The following is a 17,496-nucleotide window of genomic DNA, read 5'->3' as shown; positions in this document are numbered from 1 at the left end:
AAAAGAATCACAAGGTCCAACATTGGCGTTATAGCTCCACGTTACGCGCATTCTAGTTGACGAGTCTACTGCTCCAGACGGAACTGTAAAGGCTCCTGAAACAGGAGTTGATTGAGTTGGAGCTTGAGTAAAAACTTGTTCTCCAGCATCAGCAAAATCACCATCTCGGTTATAATCAATCCATACCGAATAACCCTCATTATATACAGTTCCTGTCCAAGTCGGTGTAACTGTTACCGTATATTGTGCTCCTTTGTTAAGTGTTGTTGAAATATTGGTGAAATCAGAATAAAACTGAGCACCAGATGAATTATCAATTGTATTTAATTGTACTCTACTGATATACTCATCATTTACATTTGTACTTGCAGAATTACAATAATTAAGTTGAACATCTGTAGTTGTGAATGTTACAGCGCTGCTAAATACAGAATTTGAACCACCTGAACACTTACTTCTTACCTGAGCTTCGTACTCAGTTAAGGCTGCTAGACCTGTTAAATTAAAAGATACGCCTGTTATTGCTGTAGTAATCCAGGTTGAAGAGCCTATTTGCCTATATCTCAAATCGTAAGTAGCACCTGGTACAGCATTCCAACTTAAAGTAGCTGTTGTTTCAGCTATATTAGATGCTGCTGTGCCTGTTGGAACTGTAGCATTACAAACTACAGGTGCTCCAATTATAAAATTGGTATTAGAAATATCAAAAAAGATATGATTAGTGCCTCTAACCATAATTCTATTTTGGTTACCCTGATTGTTAGGAACTACAATATCATGAGAGCCATCATTTGGTACACCAGATGCAATTGTAATTGGATAGGTATCTCCACCGTCTGTTGAAAGTAAAATATCAACATTGGTCGCATTGATACTATTACCGGTTGTACCTGCAACATCCCAACTTACATTTTGAGTTGTTCCAGCATTCCAAGTTACATTTGTATTAGGCGAATTGAGAATAAAAGGCCCTGCTGTCCCATTAACGGTAAGCGTAACATCGTCACTGTTATTGGTTCCTCCACCAGCAACATTATCTCGTACTGTTAATCTAAAATTTAACGTTCGTGCCACATTCGGAACCGCTTCCCATTGCCATGATGTTCCGCCAGATTTAATAGTTTCTAATCTTGGAAAATAACGGTCTGGATTTGTTGATGGCTCGTAACATCTGAAAGCCACACCAGAAGTCGCAGTTGTACTAGGAAGCGTTGTAGAGGCATTATTTTCATCTATTTGCTCCCAAACATATGAAAGCACATCACCTCCATCTGCATCAGTTGCTGACCCTTCTAAAATAAAAGGTGTTCCTCTTGGAATTGTATAGTTTGGTCCGGCATTAACCACTGGAACAGAATTCCCTGTGTTTGTATTGGTTTGACAACTTGTTGTTTTGATATAATCTGTAACCTGTTCTATTGAAACAGCATGAAAATTCGGTGTTACGTTTTGCTCAACATCAGTTGAACCAGTAATACCAGCATAACTCATAATTGTTGTCCCGCTTCCAGGCTCAACTTGCACATTTGTACCTTCATTTCCTCCAAAAGTCCAAGTGTGGTTTGCACCAAACTGATGACCCATTTCATGTGCAACATAATCTACATCATATACATCTCCTTCTGGCACTGATCCGTTAGTCCAGCCACTTCCCTTACTTCCATTTACACATACGCAACCGATACACCCTGCATTTCCATTATTTGAACCAGAAGCAAATAAATGACCGATATCATAATTGGCTTCTCCAATCACATTAGTTAAGGTAGATTGCAATTGACCATTCCATTGTCCAGAAGATCCATAAGGGTCTGATCCTGGGTTTGTGAAAATAACATTATCTGTATTGCTTATTAATATCAGTGTAACATTAAAGTCTACTTCAAAAATCCCATTGACTCTTGTCATTGTCGTATTAATTGCTGCAAGAGCTTGAGCCTTGGTTCCACCATGATACTGCGTGTATTCACCAGTTGTTGACACAGCTAGTCTGTACGTTCTAAGAATTGAATCATCTGCATTCCTGAGTGTTGAACCATTCATGGAATTATTAATTTGCTCAGTGACTAAACATTCAAAATCATTGCTTCGATCAATTCTGCTTTTTCTGTTAAACACTATATATTGACTTGAGTTTTGACTTATTGGTTCAATGAATGTGTTTTTACCATCAGAAGCTAAAATCATGCCACTGAATCCATAAGGAGATATACTAAACCTCAAAACAGACGAAGCGTCTTCAATGCCTTGACCAACGTAAGATCTAATTTCTGGAAAGCGCGATTGTAATTCAGAATCCATGACAGATGCCTCCTTTATAGAATAACGTTGTAATTTCCCTTCTGCATTAGGAAAAGACAAAATGGTACTGGAAACGGCCATGAATTGATCTCTTTGCGGTACAGAATTTAAGGATTGTCTTAGCGCTTCAGCATTTAAACTGAAGATATGAAACTCTTTTATTGATTGATGATTTTCTTTAATAATTGTGCTGATATCTGCGGTTTGTTTCTGCCAGAACACTTTATCTTGGGACCAAATCATAGTCGTCCCCATCATTGCGATGAGTAACAAAAACTTAAATTTCATAATGTTGAGGTTAAAAGATTAATTAATATCTAAGATTATGAAATTACCATTTTTTTTATCAGAAAATTGCAATATTATTAACTAACAGGTTTTTTCAATAAAATATATGGAAAAACCGTAAGTCATTGTAAGAATAAAATTACTTCACTTAAAACAAAAATGACCTAGAAACTATCTAGGCCATTTTAAAATAAATATCGTTTTCTTATTATCGTATTACCAATTTTTTGCTGAACGTAGTTGTTCCGTTGTCTAATAGGACAATATAAATACCATCGGCTAGTCCTGATGTACTCAAGCTGTTTTGCGTTGTATTGGCTTTTATTTCAGTATTTAAAATAGGTCGCCCTTGAACATCAAATAAAGTAACTTTTGTGTCTTCTTTCACTAGACCTTTAATCGAAATTTGATCTGTTTCTGAAAATGCATACACTTCAAGTTTTGTCAAGTCTGCGCCATCGACAGCTAACGAATTTTGGTTGAATTTTAAGTAAAATCTTCCAGTCCCTGTTAAATCAGTGTCTGGTGTAAATTGGTAATTAGAATCATTTAGTAGTGTTATCGAATTTGTATATGAATCTTCTAAATAAATAGTGTGATTAACATTAGTATTTTCGAGGCTAATTGTAAGTTCTTCGCCTTGAGAAGCATAAATTCCTAATGGAATAATTATATTATCTACATCATCATTACCTATAGCTTGAATTGCCATTTCTAAATAGTCACTATTCTGAGGAATCGCCGAAAATATTGAGAACTCAGATGGGACACCGCCAAAATGCTCGGCATCATAACCAATATCTATCCCAGAGGTTGCGTTGTCATTAAAATAAACATCTGTGTTAAATGAACTACTCGAATTTGTTAGTCTTAATACCGAATGACCGACAGAGCTCGAATTACGTCCTGCAATAAAATCATCAGATGTACCATTAGCTCTCATTGAAGGAGTAAACGAAATTGTCGCACCTCCATCTATTGATGACACGAAGAATCCTTGACCAGGAGCAATTAGTGTTCCTGGATTAGCATCAGAATAAGCAAGATTCCAAATGGTCCAGTTACTTCCGTTTGAAGTATCTGCATCATAGCCATAAACTGCAGCACTCAATAAATCTAATTTAGGAATGTTCGCAGTTAAAAAGTCAGTGAGAGAAATATAAGTAGTATAAGGGTTTCCTATCAAATTCCACTTGTCATAATTTGTTCCCGACTTCTCAATCGAAATATTTACAGATCCTGTATTCACAGCTCCTGTAAACATAAACGTCCCATTATCGGCTGATGCAGCTCGATATCCTTTTCCTGCCTCTAAATTTACCACCTCATTATTTGCATATAGACTGTAATTATTCGTAGGCTTTTCAAACGGTCCAAATAGGTACTGTGTTTGATCAGAATTAGATAATACATTAGAGTTATTGGCTAAAAAGTCAATAAAAGACTGACCACTAACTGGTGGAGAAATTAAATCGTTACCATTAGTATTAGAATTTACATGGCGATAATATTTTACATCACCTATCACAGTACCATCAACCATTAGGCTTGAAAATTCGTTAGAATCAGAATTAAGGATTAACTCACCATTATTTGTAATATTACCCGCAACAGAAATGGATTGACTCTTATCTAAATTGACTACTGCCCCTGAATTAATTATTATATCATTTGTACTGATAGACGTATTAACGTTATACGTTCCATCTTTTATTAATACATTTTCTGCGCCTGTAGATGCGGTTGGTGCACTTGGCACCCAGATCGTATTGGTATATAAGAGACCATCAAATGCTAAATCAATAGTGTAATCCTCTACCTCACCATAATCAAATGACTCGCATACCGTAGGTATACCATTATATTTTAAGGAAACTCTCATTGTAGTTTCACCAAAATTAACATCGGTTGGTAATGTAAATGTTCCTGAGACTGTAGTGCTGTTAGTTGGGCTTTGTGTCCAGACTTGTTCACCACTATCAGAGAAATCACCATCACGATTATAATCTATCCATACTGAATACCCTTCAGGGTAGATAGTGCCAGGCCATTCAGGCGTTATTGTAATCGTATATTCCGAACCAGAATATAATGTTGTGGTTAAAGAAGAATTTTCCGTAAAGTCTGAATATCCTGTTCCTGTTGTTCCCACTCCAGAATTATTATTATCTAAAGTGTTAAGTTGAATACGATTAATAAATTCGTCATTAGTATTATTTCCATTAGACGAACAATAATCAGGTATTACTGGTTCTGTAATTGCAATTTGATCAATTGCTATATCACTTCTTATACCAACACCTGTGGTACCTATAAAACGTAACTTAACTGTTTCACCCAAATAAGCCGTAATATCAATATTTTCATTAAACCATGAGTTACCTTGATTGCCAGATTGTGAAAATAAACTTGTCCAGTTAGTGCCATCATCTGTTGAAATTTCTAAGGTCAAAGTACCTATAGCATTTCCATACATATGATAATTAAATGAAAAGTTACTGTGATTTGGACTTATCAGACTAAAACAAGGGCTCATTAAAATTGCTGTCGCATTTGTACCTAAACCTCCATTAGATGCTTCAGTGTAAACGTAATTTCCGCCACCTGTTATATCATCTGATGGACCAGTATTTGTGGTTCCTGTGCCATTAGCATCTAATGACCAATCCCCATCATCTCCACTTGCTTGAACCCAATCGCCTATACCAGAATTAAAAGTTTCTAAATAAGGGTAAGAAGACACAACTGCTCCTGTACAAGGTATAACATCGGTTGTTGTAAACTGTACTGAACTGCTGTAATCAGAATTTGTGCTACCACAATTGCTTCTTACTTGTACTTCGTAATCAGTTAATGAGGTTAATCCCGTAATTTGATAAGTCGCTGAAAACACGTTTACTGTTGTCCAAGTCGACTGACCAACCTCTCTATAACGAATATCATAAGATGTGCTTGAATTATCTGTCCAACTCATTATTGCAGAAGTCGTTACTACGCTTGAAGCCGCTAACCCTGTAGGTACTGTAATTGCTGGGGTTAAGAAAATATCTGATAAATTTTGTATCGAATAATCAGAAATTGTCTGATTGTTTAGGGTGACTGATTGATAGCAAGGAGCACTAATCAATAAATCGTATGTGCCACTCTTTATTGGTCTATAAAAATCTCCATTAGTATCGGAAGAAACTTCAGAACCATAAGCGTCGTGACCAACAATAGTGATTGTAGCACCTTCTATTGGATTGTTGGTATTGCCATCTTTAACAAAACCTCTAAAGCCATAGGTACCTTGTGTCAAATAGTCGAGTAAAGCATTCTTATTATAATACCAATAGTTTACAAGTGAACTCTCAGGTAATATTTTCACATCTGATAATTCTATTGTAGTTTCTCTAGTTTGTTGGTAAAAATTCATATAATCCTGTCTGCCACCATAAACACGATACCATTCAGCACCATGTGTTACCCCTGGGCTAGGATAGATATGACTATCTTCATCTGCAGTCATATAAGTTGGTTTATTTGTATAAGTAGGAGTTGAAGTATTCCCAGCATTGGCATCAGTTTGACAATTTGTTGCATACTCTACACCAACATATTCGTACCAATCGCCATCCGCATGAGTATACTCCGAAGAAGCATATGCATTATCAAACGGATAATTAACCAATTCAATACCGCCATGAAAGTTTGCAGAGATGACAAAATTATGCTGGTCTGCTAAGTCCATAAATGCAATAGTCTCAGTTTGATAAGCTTGACCATCTGGATTAGCACCTGCAACATTATCAGGATAATTTCTATTTAAATCAATGTTGTTCCCATTACCTCTTCTTGCGCTAGCTATAGAGGTGTTATTTGCGCTATTATGATACGTTCCATCTGGATTAGCATTAGGGTTAATCCATATTTCTGCATTTTCAACTAAATTCTTAACTCTGGCATGATCAGCATGTCCTGTATCACTATAAACTGTTAAAATATAGTTTATCAAAGTCAACATCATAGGATATCCTGCAACCTCATCACCGTGCATTGTAGCTGTATACAAAAGTTTAGGTTCGGCTTCATCGACAGAAACATTGTCAGAAATTTTAACAAACAGTAATTCTTTATCCCCTTGGACAGTAGTACCAATACTAAATGTTTCAACCAACGCAGGATAGTCATCTTCAAAATCTTGCATTTGTTGTGCATATTCTGCATACGTAGGATAGGATGCCAATGGAAAAGATAATGTCGACATCATAGTTCTATTTGCTAATGGTCTTACATCATAAATTTCAGACTCTTTTACCTCATTTAAATGTTCAGGCACTTTATAATGAATTCCTCTTAGTTCAAATTGTCTAAATTGTACTTCATTAGCCCAAGCCTTAACTGTTTTGGTATTTGGATCATAATTCACAAGAGACATTTCCTGAGTCATGAACATCAACTCACCAATATTATCAATTTCAAATGTAAATGTGAGCTCTCCTTGTTTAGAAAGGTATTTCTCTGCTTTGAGCTTTTCTGGAGATTGTGCACTTAGGTTAAGTACAAGAAATAAGACAACAGTTAAGGCTAAGGTAATTTTTTTCATTAGTTTGGGACTTAAATGAATATTTTCTCGACCGCTAATATAGCATTTAAAATTACAAATCATAGATTAAATGCATAAAAATTCGATGAAATGCATTTTTACAACACCGTGAATAACCTTATTTGCCTTATTATCAAATAAATACTTAAATAATAAAAATTTAATGATTTTTATTAATCAACTAGTAAAACAGTAATAAATCTACAATTTGCTTATTTTTAAGCATGAATGAACCTCCTTTATTGATTGTTAAAGATCTTTGCATTTCATTTTTTGAAAATGAGTTAGAAAAGAAAATAATTAAGTCTATCTCTTATCAATTAAAGCCCAATCAAATTACTGCTATTGTTGGAGAGTCTGGTTCTGGTAAATCAATTTCGTCACTTGCTTTAATGGGGCTTTTGCCACGAAGAATATCAAAAATAACTTCTGGATTAATACAGTTTGATCAAACCAATCTTGCGGCATTACATTCAAAAGCATTTCAAAATATAAGAGGTAAATCTATTGCCATGATATTTCAAGAACCAATGAGTTCTTTAAATCCTTCTATGCAATGTGGACAACAAGTTTTTGAAATCCTTAAACAACACACTGCATTAAAAGTCACTGCAATTAAAAGTGAGGTGTTATCTCTTTTTGAAAAAGTAAAACTTCCTGATCCACAGCGTGCCTACAATGCTTATCCTCATGAAATTTCTGGAGGCCAGAAACAACGTGTCATGATTGCAATGGCTATTGCTTGCAAACCCAAATTACTAATAGCAGACGAACCAACTACAGCCTTAGATGTAACTGTTCAAAAAGACATTTTAGAGTTATTAAGGGAAATTAAAAATGAAACTCAAATGAGTATTTTATTTATTTCTCATGATTTATCATTAGTTGCAGAATTTGCTGATCGTATTATGGTTATGTATAATGGTGAGATTGTAGAACAAGGAACCACCCGTACTATTTTTAAAAACCCAAGTCATAATTATACTAAAGCTTTAATTGGAGCTAGACCTTCAACATCAATTAGACTAAAAAGGTTGCCTACAATATCTGACTTCATGAACGATGGTATCGATAAAACTATCATTACCAAATCAGATCGCACTAAGGCGCACCAAAAACTATATGTAAAGGACCCCATTTTAGAGGTTACCGATTTAGAAAAACAATACTTTTCTAAGGCAGGATGGTTTGCAAAGCAAAAACCTTTTAAGGCTGTTGATAAGTTGAGTTTTAAAATATATCCTGGGGAAACTCTCGGCTTGGTAGGTGAATCAGGCTGTGGTAAGTCTACTCTAGGTAATGCCATATTGCAATTAGACAAGGCTACCTCTGGAATTATAAGATACAATGGCCAAGATATTACTAATCTGAATAAACAAGACTTAAGACAATTAAGAAAGGATATTCAGATTATTTTCCAGGATCCTTTTGCCTCACTAAATCCTAGAATGACTGTCGGTGAAGCTATTCTAGAACCAATGACCGTTCATAAAATTGGAAAGGATAAGGCCGTTAGAACTTCTAAAGTTTTTGACATTCTCCTTAAAGTTGGATTAAAAAAAGAGAGCTTCTCTAAATATCCTCATGAATTTTCAGGAGGTCAAAGACAACGCATTGGTATTGCAAGAACTATTGCACTACAACCAAAACTAATTGTTTGTGATGAATCTGTTTCTGCATTGGATATTTCTGTACAAGCACAGGTACTAAATCTACTGAACGACTTAAAAGATCAATTTGGATTTACTTATATATTTATATCTCACGATTTAGCCGTAGTAAAATATATGTCTGACCAACTACTGGTTATGAATCAAGGAAAAATTGAAGAGATTGGAGATGCAGATACCATTTACGAAAGCCCAGAAAAGGCATATACCAAGAAATTAATTCATGCTATACCTAAAGGATTATAGCATGAATATTTTCTTAGTTAATTTTAAAACACCTGTAAAAACTTTTATGGTGTTTCTTAAATTAGAAAACAAAACGTTTTCATCTTCAAAAGTAGGTTCTGGTAGATTTGGTTTGGTTTTCATAAGTTAAGTTTATGATAGATTTGGGGCAAATCAAAAAAATAAGTTTTGGTTTATTACGTTTTTAATTTGGGATTACTAAGATGAGATATAATTTCAATTAATCGGTTAAAAAGCTCTATTTTTCGTTGTAATACCTTATTTTTTAACATTTTCAAACTTTTTAATAGAATTTTCTTACAAAAAGCCGCATAACATGATGCGGCTTCAATTTTAATATTCAAAATTTCTATAGATTCATTTCAAGAATGTCTCCGTCTACTATTAAATGTCCCTCCGTTGCCTTGATTATCTCATCAACTGATACGCCAGGTGCTCTCTCTAGCAACTTAAATCCTGCTGGTGTTACCTCGATAACAGCCATATTAGTAACGATTTTCTTTACACAACCTACACCAGTTAACGGCAATGCACATGATTTCAGTAATTTAGATGCTCCTACTCTATTAGTATGCATCATAGCAACAATAATATTTTCTGCACTAGCAACTAAATCCATGGCACCTCCCATTCCCTTAACCATTTTACCTGGAATTTTCCAGTTGGCAATATCACCATTCTCTGCTACTTCCATAGCACCCAAGATCGTCAAGTCTACATGCTTGCCTCTGATCATAGAGAAACTCATTGCAGAATCAAAAAATGACGCTCCAGGTAAGGTTGTAATCGTTTGTTTTCCTGCATTTATAATATCCGCATCTTCTTCTCCTTCTAGTGGAAATGGTCCCATTCCTAGAACCCCGTTTTCACTTTGAAATTCCACCTCAATATCTTCACGAACAAAATTAGCTACCAAGGTTGGAATCCCAATTCCTAAGTTGACATAATAACCATCTTTTACTTCTTTAGCACTGCGCTTTGCTATTCCGTTTTTATCTAACATAATTCTAATTCTTTGGTCTTACCGTTCGTTGCTCAATTCGTTTATCAAAATGGGCACCTTTAAAAATACGTTGTACAAATATTCCAGGAATATGAATTTGATTTGGATCGAGTTCGCCAACAGGTAACAATTCTTCTACCTCAGCAACAGTAATTTTTGCTGCACCACACATGTTGGGATTAAAGTTTCTTGCGGTTCCCCTAAAAATAAGATTACCTGCTTCATCACCCTTCCAAGCCTTTATAAATCCAAAATCTGCATCAAATGCATGTTCTAAAACATACATTTTACCATTAAATTCTCTTGTTTCTTTACCTTCTGCTACTTCAGTACCGTAACCAGCAGGCGTATAAAATGCAGGAAAACCTGCTTGTGCAGCTCTCGCTCTCTCAGCTAAGGTTCCCTGTGGAATTAATTCTACATCAAGTTCACCGGATAACATTTGACGTTCAAATTCATCATTCTCACCTACGTAAGATGAAATCATTTTTTTGATTTGTTTTTGTTGTAATAATAACCCTAAACCAAAATCGTCTACACCGGCATTATTAGAAATACAAGTCAAACCTTTAATATTTAATTTTACAAGTTCGGCAATGGCATTTTCAGGAATACCAGACAACCCAAATCCTCCAAACATAAAGGTCATATTGTCTTTTACACCTTGTAAAGCCTCAATAACATCGGCTACGCTTTTATTTATCATATATCGAAAATTGTCTTTTGAAAAGTACAAAAGACCCTGCAGAATTCATACTAAAATCTCAGCAAATATTTGTGTTTACATCTAAGGTAGATCAAAGTCTATTTCAACGTCCTCATCTTGAGTAGTGGTGTCTGCTTTAGTCGTTAAATCACCTTCATCTTGGGCGGTGCAATCTACATTTATTGTCAGATCAGACGCTTCTTCAAATTCACCAGTTGACACATCTAAGGTCTCATCAGCATAACAGGCTTTCATGTATAGTCCCCAAATGGGCAATGCCATTGATGCTCCTTGACCGTAATCAATACGGCTAAAATGAGCGGCTCGATCTTCTGCTCCAACCCATACTCCAGTAACTAAATTGGGAACCATACCCATAAACCAGCCGTCACTCTGATTTTGAGTTGTGCCTGTTTTACCAGCAATTGGATTGGTAAGCTCATAGGGATAGCCTGTCATTATTTCTCTATATACGGCATTCCATTTATCAAAACCTTTATGTCTTAATCTGCGGCCAGAGCCTGCCTGAGTTACTCCCTCCATTAAGTTTACAGCCACCTAAGCCACCTCTTCACTCAATACATCTTTACTTTCTGGAGTTACTTCATATAATACAGTACCATTCTTATCCTCTATACGCGTTACCATAACTGGCTTATTATAGACTCCTTTATTAGCAAAGGTCGAGTAGGCTGCCACCATCTCATAAACACTAATATCAGCAGTACCCAGGGCAATTGCTGGTACCGCTAAAATATCTTGTTCTACACCGAGTTTCTTTGCCATTTCTACAACAGGTTGCGGTCCTATTTCATTCATTAATCGCGCCGTTACTGTGTTAGTAGAACTTGCCAGTGCGTCTTTAAGCGTTTGTTTTCCAGAATAATTACCGTCAGAGTTTTTAGTTGTCCATGGTTCTGGATTTCCAAATTTTTCAGCCTCAATAGTAATTGGTGTTCTAGGAAAGGAATCACAAGGCGATACTTGTAACTGGTCTATAGCTGTGGCATAAACAAAAGGCTTAAAGGTTGAACCAACCTGACGTTTCCCTTGTTTCACCATATCATATTGAAAGTGCTTATAATTCATACCACCAACCCAAGCTTTAACATGGCCAGTTAATGGATCCATTGACATCATACCTGGTTTTAAGAAGGATTTATAGTAGCGCATTGAGTCTATTGGTTTCATAATAGTATCAACCTCACCTGCTTTTCCATCTATCCATTTAAAAACGGTCATTTCTACAGGCTCATAAAACGAAGCCTCAATTTCTTTAGCTGACTTTCCTTGATTTTTCAGAATTCGCCAACGCTCGCCACGTCGCATCGCATCCTTCATCAACTTATTGATTTCTGACTTGGTTAATTCTAAGAAAGGTGCTGTTGGATTTCTGTCTGGTGTATTTTGATGATCAAACTCTGCCTGTAATCTTGGCATATGTTGAGCTATAGCATCTTCAGCATACTTCTGCATGCGTGAATCTATAGTTGTAAAAACTTTTAAGCCATCACTGTATAAATCGTACTTGCTACCATCTGGTTTTCTATTCTTCTCAACATTAGCCCATTCCTTCATAAAACCTCTAAGGTATTCTCTAAAATAAGTAGCAATACCCTCACGATGATTCTCTGGTGTAAAGTTTAAATTAAGTTCAGTAGCCTGAAGTGAATCTTTAAGCTCCTCAGAAATATAATCGTATTTATGCATTTGAGCTAAGACGACATTTCTTCTATTTCTAGTGCCCACTGGATTTCTTGATGGTATAGGATTATACAATGAGGAATTTTTAAACATCCCAACCAACATCGCAGATTCCTTTAAGTCTAAATCTTTAGGCTCTTTTCCGAAGTATATACGCGCTGCTGATCGAATACCGTCACCATTATTGCCAAAGTCATATATATTAAAGTATTGAGCAATAATTTCTTCTTTGGTATATTGACGTTCTAAACGAATAGCGATAATCCATTCTCTAACCTTCTGAAGTCCTCTTTCAATTTTATTTTTAGAAACTTGATCTGTAAATAACTGCTTTGCTAATTGTTGTGAAATCGTACTCGCACCTCCTCCTGCTCCAAGCTGCATGAATGCCCTAAGCGTTCCTCTTGCATCAATACCTGAATGATCATAGAAACGGATATCCTCTGTAGCGATTAAAGCATCTACTAAATTTTTTGGAAGGTCGTCATATGCTACAGGAGTCCTATTATCATCAAAATAAAACTTCCCTAAGGTCTTACCATCAGACGAGATAATTTCTGTAGCTAAATTGGTTTCTGGATTCTCAAGTCTTGTGTGATCTGGCATTTCACCTAAGAGTCCCCAAGACGCAAAAAGGAATAAAAGAATGACAGCAAGGATTGCTCCTGTAAAAAGCATCCAAAACCATCTAATGAATTTTGAAAAATCTAATGTGGTTGCCTTAGCTTTTGTTGTTTTCTTTTTTGCCATAGCATTTACTTTTGGACGTGTTCTACTCTAAAACCAATATCAGTTATCCCTTCTAAAATTTCAACACCATCAACGTCTCCATTCTTTCGCATGGCGTGTTGTATATCTACTTTATAGTCACCAGATTCAGCAAATTTAAATGGTGAATTGTACCCTCTATACCACAATTTATTTTCTTTTACATCCGTAAATCCAGATCCTAAAAGTTCACCATTTGGAGCAGCCATCTTATATTCTAAAGTATCTTTAAAAGCCTTACCATTTGGATAATTCAATTCAACAATTAGAAATAAATTACTAAATTTATAATCATTAGTATTTCTAAGATTTACATAAAGATTATAACTATTGGTTGTATCTGGCGCTTTAAAATTAAAGGAAGCTACAGAATCTTTATGCCATTGGTTAGGAACCGATTTATACTCATCAAAAACAGCTTTAGAATCGCAACTGATAACTAAAAACAAACTAAAAAATAATACAGGTAACCACTTAGTTTTTTTTCGCATTTTGCTTTTGATTACGATTACGATTTCTGTTTTTATTACGATTCCTATTGTTTTTACGTTTCTTTTTTGATTTTGGATTATCAAAACGTGTTAAACTATCCTGACCTACAACGTTCTCAAAGTCTGTTTTAGTGTCTTGAATCTGTTCTGCAGCATATTCTTCAAGACTTGCTACTTTCTCTTTTCTCTTATTTTTTTTAATGATATCGTTAGCTTGTTCGGTTGTAATAACATACCAATTCATCCACTCACCTTCGTAGGCATACCATAAAAGTCCTTTAAAAATATCTGTCTTTTGGCAAACAGCCGTTCCTTTCTGCGTATATAATTTAGTATCGTTTTTAGGAAAGGCTTTTAAGGCATCTAAGTAAGCGTCTAATTCATAATTTAAACAACACTTTAACTTACCACATTGACCTGCTAACTTCAATGGATTTAAGGATAATTGTTGGTATCTAGCAGCAGATGTACTTACAGATCTAAAGTCTGTTAGCCATGTGGAGCAACACAGTTCTCTTCCACAGGATCCAATACCACCAAGTCTCGCGGCTTCTTGCCTAAAGCCTACTTGGCGCATTTCAATTCGAGTTCTAAATTCTCTAGCAAATACTTTGATTAATTCTCTAAAATCTACGCGTTCCTCAGCAGTATAATAAAACGTTGCTTTACTACCATCACCTTGATATTCAATATCGGATATTTTCATTTTAAGATTAAGATCAATCGCAAACTGTCTTGCTTTGACCTTCATCGGTTCTTCTTTGTCTCTAGACTTTGACCAGATATCGATATCCTTTTGTGATGCTTTTCTGTAAATTTTAAGGACATTTTCAGCATCATCAATATCTACCTTCTTGCGTTTCATCTGCACACGAACCAGTTCTCCGGTTAAGGTAACCATTCCAATATCATGTCCTGATTTTGCCTGCGTAGCAACGATATCACCGATACTCAGCGTAAGATTTTCAGTGTTTTTATAATACTGCTTTCTTCCGTTTTTAAAGCGTACTTCAACGCCTTTAAAGGGTTCTTGCCCGTTTGGAAGCGACATATTTGCCAGCCAGTCAAAAACAGTTAGTTTATTGCAGCTATCTGTACCACAAGTACCATTGTTTTTACATCCTTTTGGCTGACCGTCTTTACCAGTTGCACAACTGTTACAAGCCATAAAAAAGTTATATATATAATCTAGATACTTAAAATCTAGATAAAGGATTCATAATAAATTATTGCCTAAAGATAATACTATTTCTGAAGTTAAATAATTCGCTTGACCTGACTAAGCAAATAAAAAAAAGACTCTAATTATAAGAGCCTCTCTAAAATTTAATTTGAAACGTTTTGTTTCTCAAAAATATTTCTGAGATCTTTTTTATACGGCAAGTGATCTGCGCGTCCCTTTTTGAAGATATCATTGCTATTGGCTTGACCTCTACGTAACTCCTTTTGTTCTTCGTAAGGAAGTTTTATGATTTCTTGGCAGTGTGACGAACAACAATTATCCATTTTTTTCTTACACTCATCACATTGAATAAACAACAAATGGCATGCTTCATTTGCACAATTTGTGTGTAAATCTGCTGGTTTTCCGCATTGATGACAATTTGCAATGACATCATCACTTATGCGCTCTGAGCGTCTTTGATCGAAAACGAAATTCTTACCAATGAATTTATTTTCTATACCATCGGCTTCCACTTGTCTTGCATAATTGATAATCCCACCTTCTAACTGAAAGACATTTTTAAAACCTTTATGCTTGTAATACGCACTGGCTTTTTCACATCTAATACCACCAGTGCAATACATTACGAGCTTCTTATCTTCCTTATGTTCTCGAAGATCCTCTTCTATAAGGTCTAAAGATTCTCTAAAGGTATCTACATCAGGTGTAATTGCATTTTTAAAATGTCCAATTTCACTTTCGTAATGATTACGCATATCTACCAATACAGTATCTGGATCCTCAATCAATTCATTAAATTGTTCTGCATTAACATGAACACCCTTGTCTGTCACATCGAAAGAATCGTCGTTTAAGCCATCTGCCACAATTTTATGTCGCACTTTTACTTTTAATTTCAGAAAGGCGTAATTATCGTGCTCAATGGCCACATTTAATCTTACGTTTTCTAAAAATGAAATGGTGTCTAAATGACTTTTAAAAACTTCAAAATTTTCAGCGGGCACAGAAAGCTGTGCATTAATACCTTCGTGTGCAACGTATATTCTTCCTAAAACATCAAATTCGTTCCAAGCAAGATACATATGGTTTCTAAATATTTCGGTGTTGCCAATTTTGGCGTACTTGTAGAAAGAGATTGTCAAGCGGTCTTTGCCTGCTTGTTCGATAAGGTCTGCTCTTTCTTTAGCACTTAAGTTATTGTACAGTTGCATGCTATACTAATTTTTTAAGGTTAAAGAATTTTGTGCAAAGGTATTATTTTTAGGTGATTAGTATCAAAAAAGCACCTTGAATGTATCCAAGGTGCTTTTTTAACTAACCACTAACTTAAATTAACTGAAAAAGATTGTTTGCTTTGGCTATCGGCTAAGAATAAAATCCTTAGCCGAATTTGCCTCTTGCTTTGCTAATTTGTGTTAAAAAGTAGAAAATTTTAATTTCAAGACTTATCTCAACTTTTTAAAAACTTTTATCTAAACAGATCTCATCTCACCTAAATCTGATAGAATTGGTTCACTAATTAAATATTCATTTTTCATAGCAAACTCACAGCAATTTTTTCCTTTTTCAATTAGTAGATACAAAAAATGTAAAAAGGTTGCGTCAGTAATTGAAAAAAATTAAAATAATTTTTCAATGACGCTGATTAGTTTAATTCTGCTCGTTAATAAATACGTTGCTCTGAATCTCTAATTCTGGAATTTCAAACGTAAAACGCTCTTCGTTGTGTGCTATTGACTCTCCAACAAATGATAGGTGGTTACTACCTCTTACTCCTGTCGATGTCTGATTACGCTTAATTGAAAGATATGTTTTTCCTTCACCCCAAAACTCTATACGTGTTTGCATATGAATCTCGTCTAATAACGCTTGACCAGATAATCCATTTAAATAAGCAGTATCCGGGACACGTTGATCTAAAACTTCTCTTAAAGCTGTTCTAGCTGGCCCTTCTTGACCCATTTTAGCTAACGACTCTGCTTTTAATATGTGCATTTCTGCGATTCTCATATACACATAGTCTGCTACAACATTACCACTTGGTCCTCCAATAATTCTACTAGCATCATAAAATTTATCTAAAGGCATTAGGTTAAAATAACCTGCACCTGGAAAAAACTGAGCTTTTCTTACATCATTCGCTGGAATGGCATCATAAAGATTCTGATCAATGGCTTTGGCATCTCCCGCCCAAGCATAACTGTATGAAAAGGCATCCATTTGTCCCCACCAAGAGATTAGACGTAATCCTGTTTCACTAGTAATATCAAACCCCCAAATCCAGCCTGACGTATTTACGTTGTTAAATCCACCTGTAACTTCTGCGGCTGTCATTACAGTGGCACCAGAATTATTAATTACTGCATCTGTTAAAGCTACAACCTCAGGTAAACGAGATACATCTCTTTGCGATGCAATAACATATGCTAAAATACCTTGAGCTACCTCCTTATTTACTTGACTCTTATTGGATCTATTAAAACCATCAAGTAATACAATTGCTCTATTTAAATCTGTTTCAATCCTATCAAAAACCTCAGCTGCTGTA

10 protein-coding genes and 1 pseudogene are annotated in these 17,496 nt (G+C 35.4%); 1 reads left to right on the top strand and 10 read right to left on the bottom strand.

Translation table 11 applies throughout. The annotated features are described in order from the left end of the window. On the bottom strand, positions 1 to 2,589 hold a 2,589-nt coding region (locus HRU49_RS11600; RefSeq protein ID WP_296357317.1), incomplete at its 3' end, for a reprolysin-like metallopeptidase. Between the two features lie 208 nt (positions 2,590 to 2,797). After that, positions 2,798 to 7,174: a M14 family zinc carboxypeptidase gene (locus tag HRU49_RS11595; RefSeq protein WP_296357315.1), complete on the bottom strand. Its 4,377-nt coding sequence runs from the start codon at positions 7,172 to 7,174 to the stop codon at positions 2,798 to 2,800. A 224-nt stretch (positions 7,175 to 7,398) separates the two neighbouring features. Here HRU49_RS11595 and HRU49_RS11590 point away from each other — a divergent pair, with 224 nt between their 5' ends. Then, positions 7,399 to 9,090 carry an ABC transporter ATP-binding protein gene (locus HRU49_RS11590; RefSeq protein ID WP_296357313.1) on the top strand — a complete coding sequence of 564 codons (1,692 nt, stop codon included), beginning with the start codon at positions 7,399 to 7,401 and terminating at the stop codon, positions 9,088 to 9,090. On the opposite strand, the gene HRU49_RS11585 is transcribed toward HRU49_RS11590, so the two are convergent. From HRU49_RS11585 to HRU49_RS11550, 8 genes and pseudogenes are all read right to left on the bottom strand, one after another. Beyond that, positions 9,085 to 9,213, bottom strand: a complete 129-nt coding sequence (locus HRU49_RS11585; protein WP_296357311.1) for a hypothetical protein — start codon at positions 9,211 to 9,213, stop codon at positions 9,085 to 9,087. The two genes, HRU49_RS11590 and HRU49_RS11585, sit on opposite strands and share 6 nt — an antisense overlap. Positions 9,214 to 9,439: 226 nt before the next feature. Further along, the gene (locus tag HRU49_RS11580; protein WP_296357309.1) at positions 9,440 to 10,093 is read right to left on the bottom strand and encodes a 3-oxoacid CoA-transferase subunit B; all 654 of its coding nucleotides are present in this window, start codon (positions 10,091 to 10,093) and stop codon (positions 9,440 to 9,442) included. A 4-nt stretch (positions 10,094 to 10,097) separates the two neighbouring features. Beyond that, entirely contained in the window at positions 10,098 to 10,799 is a 702-nt protein-coding gene (locus tag HRU49_RS11575) for a CoA transferase subunit A (protein ID WP_296357307.1), read from the bottom strand. Positions 10,800 to 10,880: 81 nt separating this feature from the next. After that, positions 10,881 to 13,253: pseudogene (locus HRU49_RS11570) on the bottom strand (transglycosylase domain-containing protein). Positions 13,254 to 13,258: 5 nt separating this feature from the next. Next, positions 13,259 to 13,762 (bottom strand): gliding motility lipoprotein GldH, encoded by a 504-nt coding sequence (locus HRU49_RS11565; protein WP_296357304.1) that lies wholly within the window; start codon positions 13,760 to 13,762, stop codon positions 13,259 to 13,261. Then, the gene (ricT, locus tag HRU49_RS11560; RefSeq protein WP_296357302.1) at positions 13,746 to 14,930 is read right to left on the bottom strand and encodes a regulatory iron-sulfur-containing complex subunit RicT; all 1,185 of its coding nucleotides are present in this window, start codon (positions 14,928 to 14,930) and stop codon (positions 13,746 to 13,748) included. The genes HRU49_RS11565 and ricT overlap by 17 nt, the downstream gene beginning before the upstream one ends. Positions 14,931 to 15,088: 158 nt before the next feature. After that, positions 15,089 to 16,159, bottom strand: coding sequence for a rhodanese-related sulfurtransferase (locus HRU49_RS11555; protein ID WP_296357300.1), 1,071 nt, complete (start codon positions 16,157 to 16,159; stop codon positions 15,089 to 15,091). Positions 16,160 to 16,598: 439 nt separating this feature from the next. Continuing rightward, positions 16,599 to 17,496: RagB/SusD family nutrient uptake outer membrane protein (locus HRU49_RS11550; protein WP_296357298.1), on the bottom strand; the 898-nt coding region annotated here is incomplete at its 5' end.

This window comes from Winogradskyella sp. (assembly GCF_013213975.1).
Lineage (GTDB): Bacteria > Bacteroidota > Bacteroidia > Flavobacteriales > Flavobacteriaceae > Winogradskyella.
The sequence above is the reverse complement of the archived record's forward strand: the minus strand, read 5'-3'. Positions and strand labels throughout refer to the sequence as shown.